A 25,128-nucleotide genomic window follows, 5' to 3' on the forward strand; every position below is an offset into this window, starting at 1 on the left:
TTAGAAATTCCTGTTACAATCATTGTATAAATAGAAAGTAGGTGCACAATGGAATTATTAGTTATCATTCTTATTTTTGCGGGGATTTTTGCTATATATGATTCGATTAGACAAGTTAACAATTCTATTTTGGAGCAAACGGAGGAACTAAAGAAATTACGAGAGGAACTGAACAGTAAGAATAAAAATTAGAGGGGCTAATACTTTTGCTTTGGATAATCAATTGAATTAGCAATATCAATCAAGACTTCAGCCGTTACTTGATCTGCCACATCTCGATCAATACTAAAGACATATTGCCAATTGTCTCTTTCAAACACGAGTAAATGAAAACCAATTCGTGGATTTTCAATATAGGCTGCCTCACTGCCATTTTTCAACTTAAATACATCTGTTTTATATTTTTCAAATGACATTTTATGCTGAATTGGTCGAACCTTGATTTTGAAATGATTTTGTGTCAATTGATCACTGATCATTACCACCTCCAGCTGATCATTCATTTCTCCTTCTAAATCACTAAACCTTCCAAAGTGATGCGTAAAGCTGATTGGCGGTACTCGTAGGGGTAGCTTCAGCTCTTTATTATAGTGGTGTTCGAACTCTTTTACGGCTATTTCTACTGTTTTATAGCCGATTTCAGGAAGAAATTCTTCAAGAGGTTGTGGCAAATCACTGTCCTTTGCAAAAACCAAATTAAAAATGGAAACATACGTAAATAAAGCTAGTCCAATAAGAATACGCTTAGTCACATTTTACCGCTCCTCTAACCTATTTAGGTATAGGTTAACCTACAGAATCAGAATTATGCTGACACATAACACTAACATGGCGTAGTCTTATCGTTAAAAATGGACGTAAAGTAGCGAAGTGTCGGTACTACGTTATTCGCGTGAAGCATCTTTTCAAGCTCTGGCTTTGTGACCCATTGAACTGCTGTCACTTCCTCCTCCTGAAGTTTGATGTCACTAATTTCAAAGCTTTGCTCAAATAACCAAACGTCATAAAAATCATTGAAACAATTACGTCGTTCACTCTTTACTAATTGTCCATTGGTCCTCAATAATGATATCCCTATTTCCTCTTCCACCTCACGAACAGCCCCATCCAAACTACTTTCACCCGTTACTATAGAGCCTCCTGGACATTCCCATAAATGAGGATAATGTTTATTGGGATGTCTTTTTGTTAAAAGGAATTCTCCTTTGTTATTGCGAATCCATACGTGCACAACGATATGGTAATCTTCAGCTGCTAATTTTGTCCCTGGCACATGACGCTTATTTGTTTTTTGGCGATTTTTATCGTAGAGATCCCAGACTTCCATAGAGCACCTCATTTCTGAATTTGAACAAGCACATACTGCTTCGTCCACATTTCCGTTGTCACAATGGAACGTTCCCCATTTTTTTCGAAAAATAACCCGCTCCCCTCTTTTTCAAGAAATGCCCATCCTTCATTAGCCATCATTTGCTGAATGTCCTCGTCCACCTTCTGTATGCCCCTAGCTGAAATGGCTGCGAGGTACCAAGTTGCCTGCTTATCATTGGAGAGCGCCACTAAATCAAAGGGGGATGCATTTAATTTTTGTATAGCTTCCTTTGGTGTAAGGGAATCGATTGGCAAAGGAGGATATAATAATTTATTGCTATCAATAAAGACCCCACTTACTACGAAAAGAGCTACTATTAGTAAACCTATTTTTTTCAAGGTTCACCCTCCTCCTTGTCTGGTTAAGAATCGGCTGCTAAAATTTATCTGTAAAAGAGAGCTTCTATTTTGAAGCGGTCATACTTTAATTTTTTCATTGCTCTTCAAGCTTTTAATAATGAAGAAAAGTTATAGAAAGCATTTAAAACATCTTCTCCTAAAGGATCAGCAAATGCATGATTTTCCAATGGGAAGATGCCTTCATTCTCTAACTGCTCCAAATATTTCTTGAAGCCTTGATCTATAGCCTCCATATACCCCTTAAGAGAAAATTGATAATTAAATATTCTTTCGATAGGATAATGACTTTTATGTTCAATTAATATGTATTCACCATCGCTGGAAAAAATATAGTAATCATAGTTTCCGTGACAATCTATTTTTACTTCATTTGTATTACCTTGATAAAAACTGGTGAGCGTGGAGAAAAATTGTGGGATGGCTATAAAGGCTAAACCAGATCTAAAACTAAATAGTTGTTCATCATTTGACACATCAAATTGAATATCACCACCCTCTAAATTAATTTTAATCGTACACATATACTTATTTTTCAAAAATATACCCCCTCTATAAACCTATATATTTCATATTTTACCTTATTAAGTAAATAAACTATAGAAGATGTTATCATTCTGTTTATAAAGATTTAATAGGAGGTGATAAATTTGATCATTAGAAAGGCAACTATAAAGATGCGAAAGGTATTGGAAAAGTACATGTTGATAGTTGGTGAACAACCTATAAGCATATTGTGCCAGCAAAATATTAAAGTAAATTATCCTACGAACAAAAACGCAATTATGGACGCAACAAATTGCCGACAAAACGAAGTATGTACTAGTAGCTGAAAATGAATTAGACGACATTATTGGCTTCACATCTGCAAGTAAAAGAGATTCAAACCCTTCCCCATTCCAATTATGTAGAAATGCTCTATCTTTTAGAAAACTATCACGGAAAAGGGATAGGAAAACAATTGTTGAAGGAAATCTTTCATTGCTTTTATCAAAAGAACTACCAAACTATATTTGTCGAAGTCTTAGCTATAGAATAAAACACGTTATTTTTATGAACATTATGGGGCAAAGCTTAGCAATTACAATTGGTGGAAAAGTGTTGAAAGAGTTAGTGTAAGAATGAAAAGATAACGAAGAAGCTATTGAAAAGCTAATGTAATAAAATTGATTTTTATCGTCAAATCAGGAAAATGTTTTCGAAGATCCCTTATAACGAAGATCATATTCAATTTCAATGAATCTTATATCATTTTTAATCAAGCTAAACATCTTCATGTCTCCTCTGCTTTTTAGTTTCATCATACTGCATTTTTTAGAAGAACCGTACTCAGAAGTTTAGAACTATTCCAATAACAAGTAGAAATGGTAAAAGAGAATGGCTAGGTAAACGTACAACAAGCCTAGCTCTTTACGCATAAAGTAGCCATATATGACTGAAAGCATGTCCTGTGTGGGGAAAGAACATAAATATTTTCAAAAATTCAAGTTTACGTCAAATCCAAATTGTCATTGTCGCTGTTGTTGTCCTTGTTGTCCTTGTTGTCGTTGTAAATGTAAGCCGCCATTTTTACCCATACCACCAAGTTGTCATTATCTCGTCTATGTGACAGATGCTGGGCAGCTCGCAACGCCTGATAATAGAGTTTCTGTGATCGATACCGCAACAAACACAATCGTCGCTACCATTCCAGTAGGATCTGCTCCGCTAGAAGTAGCGATTACACCTAATGGCGCTTTCGGCTATGTTCCAGCGCTCTTCTCGGATAATGTAACGGTTTTTAGTACTGCCACAAACTTGCCAATCGCTACCATTCCTGTAGGCATTGACCCCCTTGGTGTCGCCATTTCACCAAATGGAACACTTGCTTATGTATCCAATCACGGATCGAACACTATATCGGTCATTAATACAGCCACCAATACCGTAACAGCCACTATTCCAGTAGGGCTACAACCTCAAGGTATTGCCTTTACGCCAAACAGTGCGTTTGCTTATGTTGCCAACGAGAATTCCAATTCAGTATCTGTTATCAATACTGCAACCAATACGGTGATTGCTACAATCCCTGTGGGAATTCGTCCTAGATCCATTGTTTTGACTCCAAGCGGGCAATTTGCTTATGTGACAAATGAAAATAGCAATTCCGTATCGGTTATTAATACCACTACCAATACAGTAGTGGCTACCATTCCTGTTGGTACAGGACCTGTAGGAACAGCGATTACCCCTGATGGAACGCTTGTTTACATTGTGAATAAAGGCAATAATACCGTATCTGTCATCAATACAGCCACCAATACGGTGATTGCAACTATTCCTGTAGGTGCATCTCCAGACCAAGTAACCATCTTGCCAGATGGTACTTTTGCCTATGTAACAAATCAAGTAGACAATACGGTGTCTGTCATCGACATAGCAACAAACATGGTAATTGCCACAATCCCAGGATTTAACGGGCCTACTGGTATCAAAACTGGAACAATCTGTCTATAATTACACCAAAAAAAGCAACCGACTACTTCCACCCCATCTTAGAAAATGGGCTGTTTTTTGTCGGTTGCCTGCATTCTTTATAAAGTTAATTATGGCTAAAGTTAGCTTAGTCTTGAATCGCTGCGTCTAAAGCGACCACGATCATGTCATTGAATGTTGTTTGACGTTCTTCAGCTGTCGTTACTTCACCAGTGATGATATGGTCACTTACTGTTAGAACAGCAAGTGCTTTACGGCCGAATTTTGCCGCTAATGTGTAAAGAGCTGCTGATTCCATTTCTACCGCTAGTACGCCGTATTGAGCTAATTTTTCGTTTTGGTGCTCATCTGAGTAGAATAAATCTGCTGTGAAGATATTCCCTACTTGTAAGTTAAGACCTGCATCTTTACCTGCATTGTATGCTTTTAATAAAAGATCAAAGTCAGCGATTGGTGCGAAATCGATAGCACCGCCCCAGATGATTTGGTTCATACGTGTATCAGATGTTGCTCCTTGTGCTAAAATCACGTCACGTACTTTTACATCTTTTTGAATTGCACCACAAGTACCTACACGTATTAATTTTTGAACATCATATTCTTGCATTAATTCTGTTGCGTAGATTGAAATAGATGGCACACCCATACCAGTTCCTTGTACAGAAATACGTTTCCCTTTATACGTACCAGTGTATCCGAACATATTACGTACTTCGTTGTAGCAAATTACATCTTCTAAAAATGTTTCCGCAATGTATTTTGCACGTAATGGATCTCCTGGAAGTAAAATTGTGTCAGCGATTTCACCTTTTTTTGCATTAATATGAATACTCATACTGCAATCCCTCTTTTCTGTCAGTTATCACTATAAATAATACTGTGTTTCTGTCATTTACGCAATGCTAGACGTCTAGCAACTACAAAATTATTTATAGTTTTCGTACAATTATGCTTGTTCCTCATAAAGTGTCCACAAAGTATCAAAGGTCTGGATTGTTAGGTTTTCCGTTGCATAGGTTTCTATATAGTCGGACAACTCATTAAAGTCTGTGCTCTGCTTTGGAAAATTATGCTCATGAAACACTTCCTCTGCAAAGCGTACTTTAGGGTCAGACCAATCGCCACCTCGATAGGTTAGGACATATAAATAAAAACTTTTCTTCATCGAACAAATTCCCCTTTTTATGCATTGGCTTTTCGCTAGTGTATCAAAAAAAATAGCATTCGTCATAAATTCCACTACTACTATATTTTACCCACTTATGATTTTAGAACTATTTTCATGGTCGATCCTGACTTTTGTCATAGTTATTTTATCTGAAAAATTTTAATTTTTAGAAATAAAGATAGAAAAATCTAGCAAAATAAGATAAAATTGAAATCGATTATTTAAAAAATAGGAAGGTGATGGCGATGAAAAAGACTAAAAAAACCCATGGTACAGCGAAAAAACGCCCGTCTCTCTTTACTTTTAGCTTTTTTAAGAAGAGGAAAGCTTCTACACAAGGGGAAACTGGGAAAAATCCCCCTCCTATTAAAGAAAAACGACAACGTTTTTACCATTTAATTCGGGGTAAAGTGCTTATTATGTTTGCACTTCTTATTGTAATTAACGGTGTTATGGGTATATTGTCCTATGTCAATATACAAAACTTGCAGCACCAAATGGAAGATTTCACAAAGAAAAATGTGCAGGAGCAACTAACGGTGAATCAACTTGCCTATGAGATTGCTAGACTGACCAATTTAGAGCAATCGTATTTAATTACGGGTAACGGCATTTATTCTACTTCTTATCATTTAAAAATAGATACCATTAATAAAAAGCTAGCCGCTTTGAAAGATCAATTTCAAGATCGCCAAGTGGAACTCGGTCATATGCAGGCAATCGAGCAATATTATAAAAATTACCTTGATTATTCAGATAAAGTCATGACAATGCGTGATGAGCTCGGTCTTGAGCAGGCTCGTAAACTGATGATGGGTGCAACTGGGGAAACAATGAAAACACATATCGATCAAAACATTGAGACAATTAATACTGTCATGGACGATTCCAATAAAACAAAATTAGACAAGCTTAACCAGCAGGTAAATATTTCTATCACTACATTCTTTCTCGTTTCAATCGTTGGCTTTTTAGCGATTGTAATTTTTGGCTTTATGCTATTTAAATCATTAAAACGTAATACACAAGCGATTAATGACTCTATCCTTGATATTGCACAAGCAGGAGGCGATTTGACAAGACGTGTAAATGTGCGTAATCGTGATGAATTTTCGATTATTGCAGCCTCGACAAATACGTTAATTGAGTCGATTTCTAACTTAATTCGACGCGTAAGTGAGTTGGCGGATCATGTATCAAGCAGCAGTCAGGAGCTAATGTCCTTAGCAGATGAAAATGCGCGTACAATTCAGGATATAGCGGATGCGACAGCAGATATTGCGAGTGATAGTGACAATACGATTTCCAGTATGAATAGTGCGCAGCAAAAAATGAGCGACTTAGAGCATTCAATGCATCAATTAAATGAGCAAGCGAGTGCTGTCCATCGTGCCTCTATCGCCATGCAGCAAGCAGCCGATGAAGGTAGCCGCTCTGTGGAGCAATCATCACTCGTCATGCAATCCATTGAAGAAACAATGGCTTCTACAACATCTACTGTGGAGGCTTTAGGTCGTAAATCTGCGGATATTACCTCTATTATTGGTACAATCACGGCCATTTCTGAGCAAACGAATCTCCTCGCTTTAAATGCGGCGATTGAAGCGGCAAGGGCTGGTGAGCATGGACGAGGCTTTGCTGTCGTAGCCGATGAAGTTCGCAAACTGGCAGAGCAATCCCAAAGTGCAGCGAAAGAGGTCACATCGATTGTCACATCCATCCAAGATGAGGTCACATCCATCATTGCTCAAAATCATGAGGGTGTGACAACGGTCATCCGAGGCGTTGAAGTAACAAACGAAACAAATCAATCCTTAGCCAACATTTTATCGCATACCGAAGAAACAACGTCAATCATCGCGGCCATGGTAGATAAAATTGCAACAACGCTTGAAAATAGCAATGCGGTGGCAAGTGACTTCATTCATGTCAATGCCTACGCAGAACAATCCGCGGCCAACACTGTGACATCTGCGGCAGCAGCCACACAAGGCTCCGCCTCCATGCAGGAAATCAACGCTGCTGCCACTGAGCTTGCCCAACAAGCAGATAGCCTACGCAACCTCGTGAGCGAGTTTAAAGTTTAAGCGAACTGAAAGAGAGAGGGAGAACCAATTTTTTATTGGTTCTCCCATAACTTTGCTGGGCTATCCTTCTAATTTGCAGGGCTATCCCTCACTTTCAGCATGCTATCCGCTACTTTTTCAGGTTTATCCTCCACTTTCAGATTTCTATCCAATTATTTGAAGGCTATCCCCCTCATTTGTGGGGCTATCCCTCACTTTCAGTATGCTATCCGCTACTTTTTCAGGTTTATCCTCCACTTTCAGATTTCTATCCAATTATTTGAGGGCTATCCCCCTAATTTGCAGGGCTATCCCTCACTTTGAGCATGCTATCCGCTACTTTTTCAGGTTTATCCTCCACTTTTAGATTTCTATCCTTCTAACCTGCTGTGTCTCATGACCATAAAAAAACCTAGCAAGGAGCTACCTTGCTAGGTTTTTACTATTTAAATAGTGCTAGGTATTCGCCATAGCCTTCCTTTTCTAAATCTTCTTTTGCGATAAATCGAAGCGCTGCTGAGTTAATGCAGTAGCGTAAGCCACCTTGCTCACTTGGGCCGTCTGGGAAGACATGTCCTAGATGCGAATCCGCTTCTTTGCTGCGTACCTCCACACGACGCATACCGTGAGATGTATCGAAATGCTCGGTTACCTGTTCTTTTTCAATCGGCTTTGTGAAGGCTGGCCAGCCACAGCCTGAGTTGTATTTATCGAGTGAGCTGAATAAAGGCTTGCCAGACACAATGTCTACGTAGATACCTTCTGCAAAATGGTCATCAAACTCATTACGGAATGGTGGCTCTGTGCCATTTTCCTGTGTGACATAGTATTGCATCTCTGTTAGTTCTTTTAAACGTTGTTCCTTATTCATGTTTGTTCCCCCAGTGTTGCTCCTGAAACGCTCGACGACCTGATCCAATCGAATAGCGCTCATAGTGCATTGGATTTTTCTTATAATACTGTTGATGATAATCCTCAGCCGGATAAAACGTAGTGGCTGGTAAAATTTTTACCATAATTGGTTTATCAAACTTGCCAGACGCTTGTAAATCTGACTTTGAACGTTCAGCTAGCTCACGCTGTTCTTCGTTATGATAAAAAATGGCCGTTGTGTAGGATTCTCCACGGTCGTAAAATTGACCCCCTGCATCTGTTGGGTCAATTAAAGTCCAATAAATCGCAAGTAGCTGCTCGTAGCTATATAACTCATCATCAAATGTGATTTGTACAGCTTCCACATGCCCTGTTGTTTCCGAGCAAACCTGTTCATAGGTAGGATTTACAACATGTCCACCTGTATAGCCTGAGATTACGGAATCAATCCCAGGTGTTTCGTCAAAGGGCTTGACCATACACCAAAAACAGCCTCCCGCAAATGTTGCATATTGCTTTGTCATTTATTTCACTCCTTATTCACCAGGAACAATAATTTCCAATAAGATTTTATCCTTTGGTAAGTCCAACTCTTTAGCACGTACACGTGAACCAGAGGCAATGTTAATGCGCGATAAATCAATATATATTTCTGCTTTATTCGGATTCACGGTAATCCATGAGGGAAATTCCACCGAATCGCGCATGATTTTCATTGTCGTTTCTGGTGGAATGTTTAATAACCCTACATTCATGCCTGTCTGTTTTAAAATAATATTCCCCTTGTCATCCACAATAGGATCAAAATTCATGGAAATGGGGATTTCCGTATAGAATACCGTCAGTGTGCTACGTAGTTGAATATCATCCCCAATTGTGAAATCAAGTGGTAAAGGTGAGCCTTTCGCTGCATCCTTTAGGTATTTTTTTGAGATCGATTCTAATTCCTTTGTTGTGGTTTGCACCACGAGTACATTTCCTTTGCTTTCACTTTCACCTGCTGAACTCTTCGCAACATGGACGCCATCCACTGGTCTAGTTGCTAAAAAAACGACGAGGAGGATTGCAAAAAGCACTGTGCCCGCTAAGGCGAAAAACGCGACTTTCCATTTATTCATTTTGTCACTCCTCGAAGCCTATTGCCTTGTTAATCTTTTTTTCCATACCACACTGCTCCATTGCTGCTAGTATACGCTCTGTCATTTTTTCATACCCCTTTGCATTCGGGTGGAAAAAGTCTGTATGATAGACGAGCTCTTCATTTGAATCAAACAAATCTTCTACTGATACGTAACAAGCATTGGAATCCTTGCTGGCTACTTCCTCTATCACATTATTCCATTCTGTGATAATCGTATCAAATTCATTCGCCTCATTGGTTACAATCGAAAACGGATTGTAAAAACCAATGAGTAATAAGGGCACTGTCGGATTTTTAGCACGAATGCCTTCTACGATTTTGCTGTAACGTTCCTTGTATGCTAGTAATTCCTTATCAAAAGCATCACGTTTCAGATTAAATAAATCCTGCCTGACGACCTTCATGACATCATTGCCACCCATTGTTAAGGAAATTAGCTGTGCTTCTTGCAGCTCCTCATCATAATGCCCTTTTTTCACTAATTTTAGTAGCTGATCGCTGCGTCTGCCACGTTTGCCCCGATTATCTACCTCTACATCCGAAATCGAAGGCCATGCGAGCAATGAATCTGCTAATCTTCCAACATAACCGTCTTGACTATACTCATCACCGACACCATCTGTCAACGAATCTCCCAGTGCCAAGTAATGTAGTTGCTTTGCTTGTTCTTCATCAATTTGCGATAAATCCTCTGCTGATGGCTCAAAAAAATGTTCAAAAATTTGCGTCAACATATTCTTAGATGTTTTTTCCTCATCTTCTGTTTGTTGCTCATCCTGCGGTATATCTTGCTCCGTTCCTGCTTGCTCACCTTCAGGTTCTGCTTGCGGATTCGGTTCATCGATTGATATTGCACAACCACTTAGTACAAAGACGGTCAAACATGACAACATAAATCGCCAAATGTCCATTTGACCACCTTCCATCCCTTTCTATTACTTCTATTATAGAATAGTTCATGCCGCAATGAAAAGTGACTTCCCCTTAGTTCTCCATAATTTTGTGTGCTTGCCAAATTTCCTCAGGTGTATGTATGGAAAAATGTGTGTTTATACAGTGTGCCTTTATGCAGAAGGGATGATAATTAGTAGGATGTCTGATTTATTTTTGGTGGCAACGTGATCACTGTTTGATTGAAGCTACTGTTCAACACGATTACTATTTAAAGCCGCTCACGCTCATAGTTAGTTGAAAACTGATCACAGCTAAACAAAAACTGCTCATCTTTGAATAATCCGCTCATCCTGCTAGGAGATCCACGCATAATAAAAAAGCCACTACATTTACTTATGTAGTAGCTCCTTCCTGTTATTCTGCAAAATAAATAAAACCAATTGCTCCTGGACCTGTGTGTGTCGAGATGATTGGAGATGTAAAGGCAATTTCAACATCGTTAAAGCCAGTTTCTTCGATTAGCGCTTTTAATGGGTTGCCCATCGTTACTAGGCCATCTGCATGGGAAATGCCGACTGCCTTAACTGTTTTTCCAGCTGTATCTGCTTGGAATTGTTTAAATAAAAAATTGACTACTTGTTTATGACTACGTACCTTTGACACAGGATTGTATACGCCACCTTCAAGGTTGGCAATGACTTTGATGTTTAGGAGGGAACCGATAAAGCCTGTGCCTTTACCAATTCTACCACCTTTGATTAGGTTTTCGAGCGTGTCTACAATAACGTATAAATGTGTATTGTCTCGTACCTTTTCTAAACGTGTCACGATGTCCTCCACAGTGGCGCCTTCATCTCGCATGCGGATGGCCTCTCGTAGTTGGATAGCTAAACCAATCGCGATAAAGCGTGAGTCAATGACTGTCACATCGGCGTCTGTCATTTGAGCTGCTTGACGAGCTGATTCTACTGTGCCACTCATGCCACCAGTCATATGGATGGAGATAATTTGATCGCCATCTTTACCGAGCTCATCATATAATTCCTTAAATTTACCTGGTGCTGGTTGTGAACTTTTCGGTAAATTTTTTGCATTTTTCATTAAGCCTAAAAAAGATTGTGGCTCTAAGTCCACTCCATCTGTATATGTTTGACCATCAATTTGAATCGTTAAAGGCACGATATGTATGCCATGTTGTGCTACTTCTTCTTTTGTTAAATCACAAGTTGAGTCCGTTACTATATGAATTCGTCTCACTTCGACACATCCTTTTACTTCATTAAAATTTATTATATAGACTAATGAATCATTATGTAAACATGACATTTGTCATTAGGCAAAGCTCTGTCCTAGCTAGCATGTAAACGCTACCTTGGATACTATAGCGTTTTCACCTACCTCTTGTCTATCAATGCCCCTCAAAGAATATGACAGGCTTATGACATTTTTGATATGAACTATATGACAAATGTAAATGTTCATCTATAAATTATTGGGGTATAGTAAATGTATGAACGAAAGGAGTGTTTCAAATGGTTGATTCATTTGACTATAAATCATGGAGGGAAGAGCTGTGGAATGCCATAACACACGGTATTGGTTTCATTGCTAGTATTCCAGCACTGGTTGTTCTACTGTTAGCAGCCGTACAAACAGGAAATGCCCTACATATTACAACCTTCAGCATTTTCGGTGCGTCTGTCATCATTCTGTTTTTAATGTCTACATTACTACACAGTATGCCAGAAAAATATAAACACTTTTTCGCTATTTTGGACCATTCGTCCATTTATATTTTAATTGCCGGCACCTATACGCCGTTTTTATTAATTGCCGTTGGTGGTTCCCTTGGATTGACGCTACTATGTATTATTTGGTCATTGGCTGTGCTTGGTGTATTGTTTAAATGTTTCTTTATTAATCGCTTTGAAGTACTTTCATTAATTTTTTATATTGGTATGGGCTGGTTAATTATTTTTGCCATTAAGCCCGTTTATCTGTATTTAGGTTTACATGGCTTTGCTTTACTGCTAGCAGGTGGGCTATTCTATACGATTGGAGCCATCTTTTATGCATGGCGCTCTCTGCCCTTTAACCATGCAATCTGGCATCTCTTTGTGCTAGCTGGCTGTGCCTCCATGTATGCGTGTGTTTATTTTTATCTATAATAAAAGCAATCGCTCATTGTGAAGGGAGCGATTGCTTTTTCGATTATTTACGTTCAAAAATTTGATATTGGAATGTATAACCTTCTGGTGCTGTTTCAGGCTCCTCTGAAGAGACTTGAACAAAATCTTGCTCATAGCTCGGGAAATAGGTGTCTCCCTGAAAGGCATGATTAATTTTTGTGATATACAAGCGATCAGCCATCTCCATCACTAAACGGAAAATTTGCTCGCCGCCAATAATCATCACCTCAGGTACATCTCCAGCTAGCGCTAAAGCACCTTCCAAGCTAGTCACAATTTCAATGCCTTCTGCCTGATAGTTTTCGTCACGAGTAATGACGATGTTGCGTCGCCCTGGAAGTGGTCGACCGATGGATTCAAATGTTTTACGTCCCATAATCATAGGCTTGCCCATTGTTTTTTGTTTAAAATACTGCAGATCCCCAGGTAAATGCCAAGGCATCCCATTGTTATATCCGATGACGTGATTGTCATCATGTGCCACAATTAAAGAAATCATACTGTCCCTCCAAATACTTTCGTCCCTTTTATTATAAACATAATGCGCTTATTTCACCTATTTTTAAATAAATAAACATTTGTTACACCTAAATCCTAGTAAAATTATATGAATAGTTTATAATAGAAATAACAAACCTCTCAATAAAGGAATGATGAAGATGATAACTTTAAGAAAAGAAGCTGTTCAATATCTAGAAGCTCAGCGTACTGGTACACCTTATTACAAAGTTTCACCGCAGGAAGCGAGAGCCATGCGGACGGTTACACAATGGCAATCTGCACACAAACCGAAGCTAGCATCCATTGAGGATCACAAAATTACAGTGCGAGATGGCGAACAAATTAAAGTTCGGCTTTATACGCCCGTCCTCGGCAAAACTTTACCTGTTATTGTTTATTATCATGGTGGAGGCTGGGTCTATGGCAATCTAGAATCTGTCGATGCAGGCTGCCAGTTATTAGCAGACCAGGCACAGGCGATTGTGGTATCAGTGGATTACCGCTTAGCACCTGAATATCCTTTCCCAACACCCTTACATGATGCCTACGATAGCTTAGTATGGGTGCACAATCATATGGAAGCCTTAGGTGGCGATGCAAGTCGATTATCAGTTGCTGGGGACAGTGCTGGCGGAAATTTGGCTACTGTGGTTGCATACTTAGCTACTGCACTAGAGGGACCATCGTTACACGCTCAAACACTCATCTATCCTGTCACAAATGTCGATTTTTCAACAGTATCTTATCTGGCATATGGTGAAGATTACGGCTTAGATACACAAGCCATGCAGTGGTTCTCTCATCACTATACAGAGGAAGCAAACTTCACAAATCCACTTGTGTCCCCTCTTCAGCTAGAGGAAGTCCGTAACATGCCGAAAACATTCATTATAGCTGCAGAGGCAGATGTTCTCTTTGATGAGGGTCTAAGCTATGCACAAAAGTTAAAGGCTGCTGGTGTGGTAGTGGAACATATTACAATGCCAGGTTTAATCCATAGTTATTTCAGTAAAATGAATTATTTTGAAGAAGCAACGATTGAAACCGTGACAAAAATTGCGCAATTCCTGAAATAAGTTTGGCTATCCCGCGCAAACAGTGCGATAATAGAGCAAAACGTTTTTTAAAGGATGACACTATGACACAAACAATAGCTCTACAAATACAAAAGCCCTTTTCTGATCAATTAAAAAAAGGCTTCCCACTTATTTCAAAGGATGCGGTTGATGCACGACGTTTACCTACTGAGCAAGGAACACTCCTCAGGCTCATGGATCATCATAACCGTTTTATTGGAACAGGTTACTACGGCATCCAAAACAAAGGGATTGGCTGGGTGCTAACGACCGATACGAATGAAACAATTGATAAAGCTTTTTTTATAAAAAAATTCAAAAAAGCCATCGACAATCGTGCTGCATTTTTTAGCAATGAAAACACAACAGCCTTTCGTGTGTTTAATGGTGAAGGAGATGGCATCGGCGGTCTTACGATTGATTTTTTTAACAGCTACTACATGGTAAGCTGGTATAGTGAGGGCATTTACTCATTTAAAGAAGTGGTGTATGAGGCGCTTGCTGAGACAGTAGACTACCAAGCGATTTATGAGAAAAAACGCTTTGATAGCAAAGGACAATATATCGAGCAAGATGATTTTGTAATGGGCACGCCAGGAGAATTTCCTATCATGGTGAAGGAAAATGGTATGACCTATGCGGTGCATTTAAACGATGGCGCCATGACAGGGATTTTCCTCGATCAACGTGAGGTACGATTGGCTATTCGTGAGCGTTATGCCAACAATACAGACATGCTGAATACATTTTCCTATACAGGAGCATTTTCTGTGGCAGCCGCTCTAGGAGGAGCCATCAAGACAACGAGTGTAGATGTGGCAAAGCGCAGTCTAGCCAAAACGATTGAGCAATTTAGTGTCAATCATATTGATTATGAGGCACAGGATATAAAAGTCATGGATGTCTTCCATTATTTTAAATATGCACAACGCCATGCTTTACAGTTTGACCTTGTCGTATTAGACCCACCTAGCTTTGCACGTACGAAGCAAATGACCTTTTCAACGGCAAAGGACTACCCTAAATTACTAAAGGACACGATTGCCATTACCGCTAAAAACGGCATCATTGTGGCTTCCACAAATAATGCCAGCTTTGGCATGAAAAAGTTCAAAGGCTTTATTGACCAAGCATTTAAAGAGACTCGTACACGCTATAAAATTGTCGAGGAATACGGTTTACCGAAGGATTTCCGTGTACCACGTGAATACCCTGAATTTAATTATCTGAAGGTCGTGTTCATCCAGAAAATCGACTAACCAATTGAGAATCACACCAAGGTGTGATTCTTTTTATGTAAGGAAAAGTTGATTCTACCTAAGGAGGTTCGGTACCTCTACAATAAAGGTTCCAAAAGATTGAAACGTTATAAACAAACAGAGCCTTTCTATTAAAAGTAGCCTAAGAAGATGTTCTCTTCTTAGGCCACCCGATTATAGATATTTCACAAACCAATCACGGATATATTCAAGTCGATTAATTCGTAATGTAGGCTTTCCACTTCTTGAAAGTTCATGATTCGCCTCAGGGAAACGCACGAATTTTGTTTGTTTTTTACGATATTTTAAGGCGATAAACAATTGCTCTGCCTGCTCAATTGGACAACGATAGTCTTTTTCACCATGTAAAATCAATAATGGTGTCTCCACTTTGTCTACATACTTCAGTGGCGAATGATGCCATAGCTTCTCTATATCATCGAGTCCTGCTTGAATTTGCCAGTCTGTAAAATAATAGCCGATATCACTGACACCAGCAAAGCTAATCCAGTTCGAAATGGAGCGCTGCGTCACAGCTGCTTTAAAGCGATTTGTATGGCCCACAATCCAGTTGGTCATAAAACCACCGTAGCTTCCACCAGTTACACCTAGACGATCTTGATCAATAAAATCATAGTGCTCCAGAGCGTAGTCTATCGCTGCCATTAAGTCCGCATAATCATTACCACCATAATCGCCACGTACTGCATCAACAAATTTTTGGCCATAGCCATGACTACCACGCGGATTAGTATAAAGCACTGCAAAGCCTTGTGCAGCAAGGATTTGGAATTCATTAAAGTAGGTATTGCCATACATTGCATGCGGACCACCATGGATTTCAAGAATGAGAGGATATTTCTTCCCTGCTTCATAGCCAACTGGCCTCATAATCCAGCCATTTACCTTCCAGCCTTCTGCACCTTCAAATTCGATACTCTCTGGAACAGCTAATGTTTTGGTTTTTAAAAAATCTTCATTAATGGACGTCAACTGTTCTTTGTCACCTGTTTTTAGGTTCACATAAAACAGATCGCCTGGATTGGTCGTTGTGCTAATAGCCGCAATAGCCTGATCGTTTTGCGCATCAAGTGAGAAGCCATAGACATATTGATCATCATGGATAGCTGGGTAAATTTCGCCATCTACATTTCCGTAATAAATCGCCGCATTGCCGTGATCTGTGACTTGGAAGTAGAAGCTATGATTATCATTCATCCATTGCACACGTGGTGACGCTACACCTTGCAGGAAATCACCGATGACATAATCACCAACAGGTGCATCAAATTCACTTGTTACACAGTTTAGTAGTTTTTGCTCCATGTCATAAATCCAAAGCTTTGCTTGTGTGGCATTTTCAAATTCACGTTCTCCACCTACAAAAGAAAGATAGCGACTATTCGGAGACCAAGCTGTTTGGTAATAAGCACCCGAACCTTCTGTTAGCTTGTGACTCTGCTTAGATTCTAACTCCAATAAATAGATATCCACATTAAATGAGAAATCTAAATCCTCTGCCTTATCTGCTAAGTACGTAAGGTATTTGCCATCTGGCGACCAAGTACCCAGATGGCAGTACTCTTTGCCTTCTGTCACTTGTTCTAGCTCTCCTGATGCCACATTGACAATGGCAATATGGGTAAACTGCTCCCTATCAATAAATCCACCAGCATCCGATTTGTGTTTCATTTTCTCAATTTCTAGTGGCTTTAGTTCTTTGTCCTTTTTCTTCTCATCCTCCGCTTTATCTAGGATGGTTTCATCTTTCCCTAGCACGACTGAAAAAGCAATTTTCTTGCCACATGGTGACCAGACAGGGGAGGTCGCTCCATTTTTACAATGTGTCACCTGTTTTGCCTCTCCACCTGCTTTCGAAAGAACATAAATTTGCGACTTACCTGTTCTCGTTGACAAAAATGCAATTTGACTGCCATCTGGTGACCAAACAGGGGAACTCGTTCTATCTTCACCAAATGTCCATTGCTGTGGTGTTTTGTCCTTCAAGTTTATGTAAAACAAATTCGATATATAGTCGTTTTTCTTCTCGTCCATACGAGTCTCTACATAAACTACCTCTGTCCCATCTGGTGAAAGCTGTGGATCTGCTACTGATTTTAAGTGATAAAGATCTTCTGGTTGAATCCCTTGTTTCGATGTCATGTTCTTGCTCCTTTGTATTGTAATTTTCTGTCTTACTACAATACTTCGACACCCTAAGTAATATTCCTCTATTTAATTGAATTTTTTACTAGTTCCCAATATTCCGCTGACTTTGTTCTGCGATAAAATTTATAATAGGGCTCATTTGGGCGAGCATGCTCCTTATAAAGATTTATCAGGTGCAGTAAAAAATCTTCAATTTGTGTGACGTCTACCCTCTTAGCGAATAACGTGCCTGCCTGTGCCTTTGCTCCCATTGGTACTGCCCCTAAATAGACATCAAAGCTTTCTTGTTGGTAAACGAGTCCAATATCATCATAGACTGCATTGTAGCAAGCTGATGCACAGCCATTAATATTGACACGCACTCTTGCAGGTACCTTCATCCCCTCTATGGCATGATAGAGCTGTTCGGTTATCGGAGCAGCCTCCATTTTCTCCCCATCACAAAAATCGCAGGCCTTCATGGCTATGATTGAACCAGAGGGAGCAACATAAAGACCTGCTTCCTGTAAGGCTTGCACCGCTTCCGTGGCATCGCACGTTGGTATGGATACGAGTATACTATAGGAAGCAGAATATTTTATCGCCCCCTTTTCGCCAGCAATTTCGGCTATTTTTTGGAATTGTGCAGGAGTATAATGCTTATTAATAATGCCAGGGCTAACGGCTAGACGGGTAAACTCACCATGACGGTTCAGTGTTTCAAATGTTTGATCTGGTACATTTTTTTGAAATGCGTTCATTTTTATCGCTCCTTATAAAAAAGGGGCTAGCAAAAACGCTAGCTCGAATGGATTAAAAGTTTTCAGGATAGAAGCCCTTTGCTAAAATTTCAATGGCCTCTGCCGCACGAACCCCTTCAGACGCTGCTGAAAGTGGCAGGATGACAAAGCGCTCATTTTTGACTGCTTCCATCTCCTTTAAGGCTGGATCATTTTTTAAGAATTGGATCTTTTGGTCTGCCGTTGTTTCACCGTAATCAATCACGACAACTACCTCTGGGTTGCGGTCTACTGCATCTTCCTTCGACACAGTTGTCCAGCCTGATTCCACATCACCAAAGATATTTTGTCCACCCGCGATTGTCACAAGCTCATTCATAAAGTTTTGACCAGCTGTAAATACATCCTTTTCACCGCTATCAAACACAAGAACACGTAATTTTTCGCTATCTTTTGGTAATTTAGCTTGTACTGCCTCTACATCTTTCGTCATTTGCTCAATTAAAGCTTCGCCACGATCCTCAATACGGAAAATCTTCGCGATATTGCGAATATCTGTGAAAATATCCTCTATTGTTGGCTTTGTCATGTTGGAAGCCGTATGTAAATACGTATGGATGCCTAATTCTTCAAGCTCTTCTGGTGTGCCTACACCCTTTTCGCCAAAGCCACTTTTCCAGCCAGCATATAGGAAATCTGCCTCGGCATCGATGACTTGCTCCTTCGTTGGGTATTGATCGGAAAGAACAGGGACCTTATCGTATGCCTCTTGCAGTGGTTCATAGATTTTATCATCTAAGTAAGCTGTCCCTACCATAGAATCCTCTAAACCAAGTGCTAGCATAATTTCTGTCACATGCTGATTTAAGCTAATCGCTTTTGTTGGTGCTTCCGTATATGTTTGAGTTGTGTCATTATTTTCAATGGTTACTGCTGCTGCCGCCTCAGATGGCTCAACCTTTTCACCTTGTGCAGCTGATTCCGTTTTGTCCTTTGCGTTACAAGCCCCTAAAACAGCGACCAAGGCAATGATCATCATCAGCCATATACTTTTCCATTTCTTCATGTCCTTTTCTCCTTTGCTGTTAAAATATAGAAAGAAATCAGAGACTTCTTTACTACTAAGGTAGTTGGAAGGGCATAAAAAAACCCTCTTGTCGCCAAGAGAGTAGCATAGTGAAATAACGGTATCATTACCTTCATCACTATCCCCATCCTCGTGGTTCTTAGTCAAAAAATACATACTGGCAGGTATCCTGGCTTAGGTTCATCATCTATACGCCTTCCCATAGTTTCACTACAGTGGCATTCTGTATAGACTCCCCATTTACAGTTGCGGGACAGCATCGGAATTGCACCGATTTCCCTTTTAAGCAAATGACAAATGCCATTTGCACCAATACGTTCTATAATGGTCAATACTATTGATAGACTAGCAGAAGAAAATTTATCGCGCAATCAGTAGTATGACACTAAAAGTATAATCATCATTATATTAGCACTATTTTGACATAAAGACGAACTATTTTACAAGAAATATAGAAGCTAGTATTCTGTTACAATAAAAAGATAGCATTCTATAGAAACGAGGATTTCTTATGTACAAAACGATCGGTGTACTTGCGCACGTGGATGCAGGAAAAACGACCTTCTCTGAGCAAGTGCTTTTTCATACAAATAGTATTCAAGCACGGGGGCGAGTTGATCATCAGGATACCTTTCTTGATCATCATGAGCTAGAGCGCAGACGAGGCATTACGATATTTGCCGAGCAAGGGCGCATGAATATTGGCGATGATACATACACATTGATTGATACGCCAGGGCATGTCGATTTCTCCCCTGAGATGGAGCGTGCTATTCGTGTGATGGATTATGCCATTATTATCATTAGCGCTGTCGAAGGGATACAGGGCCATACAGAAACAGTGTGGCAACTTTTACGTCAATACCATGTCCCTACCTTCTTCTTTATCAATAAAATGGATCGTGAGGGTGCCAATATGGAGGCTGTCATCAGACAGCTTCGCAAAGATTGCTCTCAGCATGTATTGCTCATCGATGAGCCACTGCGAGCAGACTATGTATCAAATAATATTATGGAATGGCTGGCGGAGCGCGACGAAAAATTGCTTGATGCCTTTCTAAATGAGTCATTGGAGCATGAACAGTGTCTTGCTCAATTAAAGGAAATGATTAAAAATGAAGGTGCCTTCCCTTGCTTTGCTGGCTCGGCCTTAAAGGATGAGGGCATTCAGGAATTTCTTGACCAGCTCCCGCTGTTAACGGCTTCCCATTTTGACAAGGATGCCCCATTTGAGGGCGAGGTTTTTAAGATTCGTCATGATGGTCACCAGCGTTTAACCTTTATGAAGGCAACCAAGGGCTCATTGCATGTACGAGATGAATTTTCATTTGACGAAGTAACAGAAAAAGTGACCGAAATTCGCCTTTATAACGGCAGTCGCTTTGAGACCGTTCAACAGGTAGAGGCAGGAGAAATTTTCGCTATCAAAGGACTGAGCCAGGCAAACATTGGGGATCGAATCGGTACAACGATGCTATCACAGCCCTATGAACTTGTCCCAACCTTACAGGCAAAGGTTCAATATGAGGGTGATCAGCATATCAAGGAAGTGCTACAGATTTTCCGGTTACTCGAAGCAGAAGAGCCGTCCTTGCGTGTGGTCTGGCAGGAAAAATTTCAGGAAATCCATGTGCATATTATGGGTGCCATTCAATTGGAGGTCCTGACAGAGGTATTAATGACGCGTTTTTCATTAGCTGTCTCCTTTGGTGAGCCGCAAATTTTATACATGGAAACCATTGAAACGACCGTAACGGGCTATGGTCATTTCGAGCCCCTCAAGCATTATGCAGAAGTTCATTTATTAATGGAGCCAAATCCACGTGGAACAGGTAATACCTTCACCAATGCCTGTCATGCCGATCATTTATCTGTAGGCAATCAGCGCCTTGTTGAAAAGCATCTGTTTGAGCGTGACCATCATGGGCTACTAACAGGCTTCCCTGTAACAGATATTCATTTTACACTTCTAACAGGTCGCGGGCACAATGAACATACATCGGGGGGAGATTTCCGTGAAGCCAGTTTCCGTGCCCTGCGTCAGGGGCTGGAGCAGGCACAAAATGTCCTACTTGAACCCTATTATCGCTTTAAAATGAAAGCTTCAAATGACTTTATCAGTCGTATGATGACTGATATTCAGCAAGCAGCTGGCACGTTCGATGACCCGATTTTATCCGAAACGGATGTTATCCTAACAGGTCGTGCACCTGTTGCCACTTTAATGAGCTACAGCACAACCTTTGCCGCCTATACAAATGGGAAAGGTGCACTCACACTCCAATTTGATGGCTATGATGTGTGCCATAATACAGAGGATGTGATTGCACAGATTGGCTACGATAAAAATGCCGACCCTGAGTATAGTTCCTCTAGTATCTTTTGTGCTAAGGGCAAAGGATATTCGGTTCCATGGCAAGAAGCACAGGCAGCCATGCATTGCCTGTAGGGTGGGCACTTCTGGTATTTCCTCGGCTTCCACGGGTATCCATCGCTCTAGCGCGGGTATTTCTTGCTTGGGCATCAATATATCTCTACCCTGCCATAAGATATTACAAGCCCTCCAAAAAATGGAGGGCTTGTTTTTATAGTGCACCGACAGCTTTCTTTGTTGGATTGTCCAACAAATATGCGGGTTCAACTATTACATAGTCATGCTTGTTCGTAAAATCAATTAGTACCTTACCAGGTTGACTTTTTAATAGTTGTAGATGATCAATTAATTGCAGTAAAAGCTCGTGACCGTTGCCACGTGGATGCCAGTTGAAATGATAATCATTTAACGCTTGCACCGCTTCAATAAATTGGGCATATTCCTGCTGCACAAATGCAATGAGTTTGTCATGATGAGATGCTAAATCATATAAATATGTTTCGTAAAAGCGCATGACAATCGAGCATAATAAGTCATTGACACGAGCGGCACTTAAAACAGGCTTTGGCTCCAATGATAGACGGTCGAGGTTGGGCTTTGCGCGTGTAGAATCAATGCGCGTAATTAAGTGATACGCTTCTCCGTTGACCTCATAGACAATCGGATTGGTCGGCATGTACATCATAAAACTATTCGTCTTTGTTTTTAGTTCATCTGCTATGGCTGCTTTCGCTAAAAGATGACCGTCCACATCCCCATTTTGTATCCAAATAATTTCTTTATTATATAAGATTTGCTCAAAGAAGCGATCATTGCGAATCAGCTTCGTTGCTAATAATTGATCGATCAGAGACTCGACCACCATTCTTGTTTTCGCTTTCTTGGCAACTTCTGTTCGTGGTTGCTTACAAATGTTCAGATCTTCATAAGGCGTTTCCAACGTTGTCGTTACATGAATATTTGTCATACGTGCATCCCCTTTGCGTACATATTTTCAAAACAAAAAGGACTCCCTACTTTTGAGGAAATCCTTCATTTTATCTTCTTTCATCACACAATGCCAAACAAACCCTAAGTATGTGTGAACGAGTTCGATTGTGAACCCTTTCATTTACTATGGGCGTTTGACGTACTGTGACGAACAGAGCATTCTGTTTTGTCAACATGCCACCTCCTATTCCTCGTAGGTTTATGGTGTGTACTCGTAACAGGCAGGTATCCTGACTCATGATCATCGCTTCTTTTCTCCTTCCCGTCCAAAGACAGTGGATACTGAAAAGTCGCTCACATTTACAGTTGCGGGACAGTGTCGGATTTGCACCGACTTCCCTTTTAAGCAAATTGCACGCAATTTGCACCTATTACTACACGCTATTCAGTTGTCAAAGGAATGAGTATATGCACATTCCTATTAGATTACTAAAATCAATTGTAAAGTAGTGTTTTTCTAAAGTCAAATATCACAATATTTTCCAAACTACTAATCATCCTTGCTTTTCGTGCCTGATTGTTTTCTGAAAATTATGGGAGGATATAAAAACGGTGAACTCAGTATTTTTAATCTTTCAATGACTCTATAATAAAAGATAGTGCGCACTACTAATAGTGAAAGGATGAAAGATATGAAAGCAAGTCAACAATTAGTGACGAGTAATTTAGAGGAAAAAATGAAACTATTTACTCAAGCTGTTTCTGGACAAATTATAGAGGAAGCTCATTTTGTCATAGCCAATACAAATATTCCAACTGATACATTTAATTTGCTAGTAGTGAAATCGCCTATGATTCATAAGGAAAATCATCTTAAACAAAGGATTAATCATTTCATTGTTAATAAACTTCCTTTCAACACGTGGGTGGATGCCAACTATCTAAGCGATGATTGGATACAGCTGATAAAAGACTGCAATTTACAGGAAGCTGAACGAAATATGATGATGAAGCTTGACCATACACTTCACACAGGTCCACGAATTTCCAATCATCTTACCATCACAGAAGTAAGCAACAAGGAAGAGCTTCTACAATATAAGGAAGTTTTTCTAAGTTTATTTGGAGAAACAGCAGAAAGAGAAGCATTAGAAACTTATTTTCATAAATTCTCACAGGAAAAGTTAGCATCAAATGCTCGAATGTTTATTGGCTGTTTAAAGGAAATACCTATCGCTACGGGATTATTAATAGACAGTAAACATAGCTATGGGATTTATGATGTGATGACAAAAGATGCGTATAGGGGCAAGGGGTATGGCAGTGAGATGTTTCAATTCCTACTCAGTCAAACAATTGATAAGCGAAAGCCCGTAGTCTTACAGGCATCAGAGGATGGAAAGAATATATACAAACGCTTCGGGTTTAAAGAAGTTGGAGAAATGATTGTCTTTGAATAAGACTTCGGCAAGGCGTTCTTATTTACGCTTATCAGTATTTTCGAGCCTACCGTAATCATGAAGCCGACTTAAAATCCCTTACGCCGTCCTCTTCTGGCACGACAAAAAAGCCTCGCATATTTGCGGGCTTTTGGTTGTGCACATGTACTATTAGCACCTTCATTACGTCCCCAACACATACTGTGCTAAGACGCTTTGCACCTTATAAATATTTGTCGCCTTATTGAAGTTTTTTTGAATCGGTAATGGACTGCCAGACACCCATATTTTAAGCTCTGCATCTAAATCAAATGTTCCAGCTGTTTCGACTGAAAAATGAACGATATTTTTATAGGGAATGGAATGATACTCTGTTTTCTTGCCAGTCACTCCTTGCTTATCAATGAGGATCAATCGTTTATTGGTAAAAATAAACGTGTCTCTAATAATTTTATAGGCGTTCTTGACTGTCTCGTTTGGAATTAATAAATTATGGACCTCCTCCTGTAGTTTTTCTAAATTCACCTCGCTTGCATTGCCGATCAATCCATCAAATAAGCCCACTATCTGTCCCCTTTCACTCTCGTTTATTTAATGTATTACAAAGAAGTGAGAGCTACGACAGGAAATGGTGGTATTATTTAGCCTATAAAGGGGGTGAGTGGTTGCGAATAATGATAGCTGCCTTAGTGTCTCTACTAGCCGTTGTTTTACTAGGATGTAATGAAAAACCAGATGAAGAATTAGCTAAGGTCAGCATTTCTATTGGTGCTAAATTTAACAAGGTGAACACTGATTTTTTTAAAGAATATACGGATGAAGAATCACTTACACTATTCCAACAAGCCATTGCAACAGCTGTCAAAGACGAGGGTATTGTCAATATGGCTTCGCCAGAATATGATGTACAAATAGTGGATAAGGCAGGAAACAAATATGGCTATCATCTTTGGTTAGGTGATAAAGGTCAAAACAGTAGTTTGATGCATGTCTAGGATACGCATACGATCTACACACTATCTGAGGAGTTCACTGGGAAA

General features: G+C 39.8%; 26 protein-coding genes and 2 riboswitches. Of the genes, 9 read left to right on the forward strand and 17 right to left on the reverse strand.

Annotation, left to right across the window (positions count from 1 at the left end):
• Window positions 1-197: 197 nt before the first annotated feature.
• The 4 genes from BFM98_RS06010 to BFM98_RS06025 form a co-directional block, all read right to left on the reverse strand.
• Complete coding sequence (locus BFM98_RS06010; protein WP_048395677.1) at window positions 198-752, reverse strand: hypothetical protein; 555 nt, start codon at window positions 750-752, stop codon at window positions 198-200.
• Window positions 753-823: 71 nt separating this feature from the next.
• Window positions 824-1,327 (reverse strand): NUDIX hydrolase, encoded by a 504-nt coding sequence (locus BFM98_RS06015; protein WP_066036825.1) that lies wholly within the window; start codon window positions 1,325-1,327, stop codon window positions 824-826.
• Window positions 1,328-1,335: 8 nt separating this feature from the next.
• The gene (locus BFM98_RS06020; RefSeq protein ID WP_066036826.1) at window positions 1,336-1,710 is read right to left on the reverse strand and encodes a hypothetical protein; all 375 of its coding nucleotides are present in this window, start codon (window positions 1,708-1,710) and stop codon (window positions 1,336-1,338) included.
• Window positions 1,711-1,814: 104 nt separating this feature from the next.
• Complete coding sequence (locus BFM98_RS06025) at window positions 1,815-2,267, reverse strand: hypothetical protein (protein ID WP_066036827.1); 453 nt, start codon at window positions 2,265-2,267, stop codon at window positions 1,815-1,817.
• A 374-nt stretch (window positions 2,268-2,641) separates the two neighbouring features.
• On the opposite strand from BFM98_RS06025, the gene BFM98_RS24240 reads away from it, so the two are divergent.
• Complete coding sequence (locus tag BFM98_RS24240) at window positions 2,642-2,767, forward strand: GNAT family N-acetyltransferase (protein WP_244205730.1); 126 nt, start codon at window positions 2,642-2,644, stop codon at window positions 2,765-2,767.
• Window positions 2,768-3,333: 566 nt separating this feature from the next.
• Window positions 3,334-4,224, forward strand: coding sequence for a beta-propeller fold lactonase family protein (locus BFM98_RS06035; protein WP_066036829.1), 891 nt, complete (start codon window positions 3,334-3,336; stop codon window positions 4,222-4,224).
• 106 nt (window positions 4,225-4,330) lie between these two features.
• Here BFM98_RS06035 and deoD read toward each other — a convergent pair whose 3' ends face one another.
• Window positions 4,331-5,038 (reverse strand): purine-nucleoside phosphorylase, encoded by a 708-nt coding sequence (gene deoD / locus BFM98_RS06040; protein WP_048395686.1) that lies wholly within the window; start codon window positions 5,036-5,038, stop codon window positions 4,331-4,333.
• A gap of 111 nt (window positions 5,039-5,149) precedes the next feature.
• Entirely contained in the window at window positions 5,150-5,368 is a 219-nt protein-coding gene (locus BFM98_RS06045) for a YozE family protein (RefSeq protein WP_048395688.1), read from the reverse strand.
• A gap of 248 nt (window positions 5,369-5,616) precedes the next feature.
• Here BFM98_RS06045 and BFM98_RS06050 point away from each other — a divergent pair, with 248 nt between their 5' ends.
• Window positions 5,617-7,458, forward strand: coding sequence for a methyl-accepting chemotaxis protein (locus BFM98_RS06050; protein WP_066036830.1), 1,842 nt, complete (start codon window positions 5,617-5,619; stop codon window positions 7,456-7,458).
• Window positions 7,459-7,879: 421 nt separating this feature from the next.
• On the opposite strand, the gene msrB is transcribed toward BFM98_RS06050, so the two are convergent.
• The 5 genes from msrB to BFM98_RS06075 all read right to left on the reverse strand — a co-directional run bounded on the left by msrB (window position 7,880) and on the right by BFM98_RS06075 (window position 11,602).
• On the reverse strand, window positions 7,880-8,308 hold the full coding sequence (gene msrB, locus BFM98_RS06055) for a peptide-methionine (R)-S-oxide reductase MsrB (protein WP_048395692.1): 429 nt from the start codon (window positions 8,306-8,308) through the stop codon (window positions 7,880-7,882).
• Window positions 8,301-8,834 (reverse strand): peptide-methionine (S)-S-oxide reductase MsrA, encoded by a 534-nt coding sequence (gene msrA, locus BFM98_RS06060; protein WP_048395693.1) that lies wholly within the window; start codon window positions 8,832-8,834, stop codon window positions 8,301-8,303. The genes msrB and msrA overlap by 8 nt, the downstream gene beginning before the upstream one ends.
• Window positions 8,835-8,846: 12 nt before the next feature.
• Complete coding sequence (locus BFM98_RS06065; protein WP_048395694.1) at window positions 8,847-9,428, reverse strand: YpmS family protein; 582 nt, start codon at window positions 9,426-9,428, stop codon at window positions 8,847-8,849.
• A 4-nt stretch (window positions 9,429-9,432) separates the two neighbouring features.
• On the reverse strand, window positions 9,433-10,362 hold the full coding sequence (locus tag BFM98_RS06070) for a GDSL-type esterase/lipase family protein (RefSeq protein ID WP_227744879.1): 930 nt from the start codon (window positions 10,360-10,362) through the stop codon (window positions 9,433-9,435).
• Between the two features lie 397 nt (window positions 10,363-10,759).
• A complete protein-coding gene (locus tag BFM98_RS06075) occupies window positions 10,760-11,602 on the reverse strand; it encodes a DegV family protein (RefSeq protein WP_066036831.1) in 843 nt (280 codons plus the stop codon).
• A 275-nt stretch (window positions 11,603-11,877) separates the two neighbouring features.
• Between BFM98_RS06075 and trhA the strand changes: the two genes are divergently transcribed.
• Window positions 11,878-12,513: a PAQR family membrane homeostasis protein TrhA gene (gene trhA, locus BFM98_RS06080; RefSeq protein WP_048395699.1), complete on the forward strand. Its 636-nt coding sequence runs from the start codon at window positions 11,878-11,880 to the stop codon at window positions 12,511-12,513.
• Window positions 12,514-12,556: 43 nt separating this feature from the next.
• Here trhA and BFM98_RS06085 read toward each other — a convergent pair whose 3' ends face one another.
• On the reverse strand, window positions 12,557-13,033 hold the full coding sequence (locus BFM98_RS06085) for a dihydrofolate reductase (RefSeq protein WP_054549236.1): 477 nt from the start codon (window positions 13,031-13,033) through the stop codon (window positions 12,557-12,559).
• A 160-nt stretch (window positions 13,034-13,193) separates the two neighbouring features.
• On the opposite strand from BFM98_RS06085, the gene BFM98_RS06090 reads away from it, so the two are divergent.
• Both BFM98_RS06090 and BFM98_RS06095 read left to right on the forward strand, forming a co-directional pair.
• Window positions 13,194-14,111 carry an alpha/beta hydrolase gene (locus BFM98_RS06090; RefSeq protein WP_066036832.1) on the forward strand — a complete coding sequence of 306 codons (918 nt, stop codon included), beginning with the start codon at window positions 13,194-13,196 and terminating at the stop codon, window positions 14,109-14,111.
• A 62-nt stretch (window positions 14,112-14,173) separates the two neighbouring features.
• Window positions 14,174-15,370 (forward strand): class I SAM-dependent rRNA methyltransferase, encoded by a 1,197-nt coding sequence (locus BFM98_RS06095; RefSeq protein WP_066036833.1) that lies wholly within the window; start codon window positions 14,174-14,176, stop codon window positions 15,368-15,370.
• Between the two features lie 174 nt (window positions 15,371-15,544).
• Here BFM98_RS06095 and BFM98_RS06100 read toward each other — a convergent pair whose 3' ends face one another.
• From BFM98_RS06100 to BFM98_RS06110, 3 genes are all read right to left on the reverse strand, one after another.
• Window positions 15,545-17,533, reverse strand: coding sequence for a S9 family peptidase (locus BFM98_RS06100; protein ID WP_066036834.1), 1,989 nt, complete (start codon window positions 17,531-17,533; stop codon window positions 15,545-15,547).
• Between the two features lie 68 nt (window positions 17,534-17,601).
• Window positions 17,602-18,279, reverse strand: a complete 678-nt coding sequence (locus BFM98_RS06105) for an NAD(P)/FAD-dependent oxidoreductase (RefSeq protein WP_066036835.1) — start codon at window positions 18,277-18,279, stop codon at window positions 17,602-17,604.
• 52 nt (window positions 18,280-18,331) lie between these two features.
• Complete coding sequence (locus BFM98_RS06110) at window positions 18,332-19,324, reverse strand: ABC transporter substrate-binding protein (RefSeq protein WP_066036836.1); 993 nt, start codon at window positions 19,322-19,324, stop codon at window positions 18,332-18,334.
• 163 nt (window positions 19,325-19,487) lie between these two features.
• A riboswitch (cobalamin riboswitch) is annotated at window positions 19,488-19,674 on the reverse strand.
• Between the two features lie 182 nt (window positions 19,675-19,856).
• Between BFM98_RS06110 and BFM98_RS06115 the strand changes: the two genes are divergently transcribed.
• Entirely contained in the window at window positions 19,857-21,794 is a 1,938-nt protein-coding gene (locus tag BFM98_RS06115) for an elongation factor G (RefSeq protein WP_066036837.1), read from the forward strand.
• A 136-nt stretch (window positions 21,795-21,930) separates the two neighbouring features.
• Here the strand turns inward: BFM98_RS06115 and BFM98_RS06120 are convergent, their stop codons facing one another.
• Entirely contained in the window at window positions 21,931-22,686 is a 756-nt protein-coding gene (locus BFM98_RS06120) for a hypothetical protein (protein WP_048395717.1), read from the reverse strand.
• Between the two features lie 226 nt (window positions 22,687-22,912).
• Window positions 22,913-23,096, reverse strand: a riboswitch (cobalamin riboswitch).
• 245 nt (window positions 23,097-23,341) lie between these two features.
• On the opposite strand from BFM98_RS06120, the gene BFM98_RS06125 reads away from it, so the two are divergent.
• Window positions 23,342-24,109 (forward strand): GNAT family N-acetyltransferase, encoded by a 768-nt coding sequence (locus BFM98_RS06125; protein WP_066036838.1) that lies wholly within the window; start codon window positions 23,342-23,344, stop codon window positions 24,107-24,109.
• A 162-nt stretch (window positions 24,110-24,271) separates the two neighbouring features.
• On the opposite strand, the gene BFM98_RS06130 is transcribed toward BFM98_RS06125, so the two are convergent.
• A complete protein-coding gene (locus tag BFM98_RS06130; RefSeq protein ID WP_048395723.1) occupies window positions 24,272-24,652 on the reverse strand; it encodes a PH domain-containing protein in 381 nt (126 codons plus the stop codon).
• Between the two features lie 110 nt (window positions 24,653-24,762).
• Between BFM98_RS06130 and BFM98_RS06135 the strand changes: the two genes are divergently transcribed.
• Window positions 24,763-25,083: a YhfM domain-containing protein gene (locus BFM98_RS06135; protein WP_483306196.1), complete on the forward strand. Its 321-nt coding sequence runs from the start codon at window positions 24,763-24,765 to the stop codon at window positions 25,081-25,083.
• Window positions 25,084-25,128: the final 45 nt, after the last annotated feature.

It is taken from the genome of Lysinibacillus sp. AR18-8, from assembly GCF_001705465.1.
Lineage (GTDB): Bacteria > Bacillota > Bacilli > Bacillales_A > Planococcaceae > Lysinibacillus > Lysinibacillus capsici.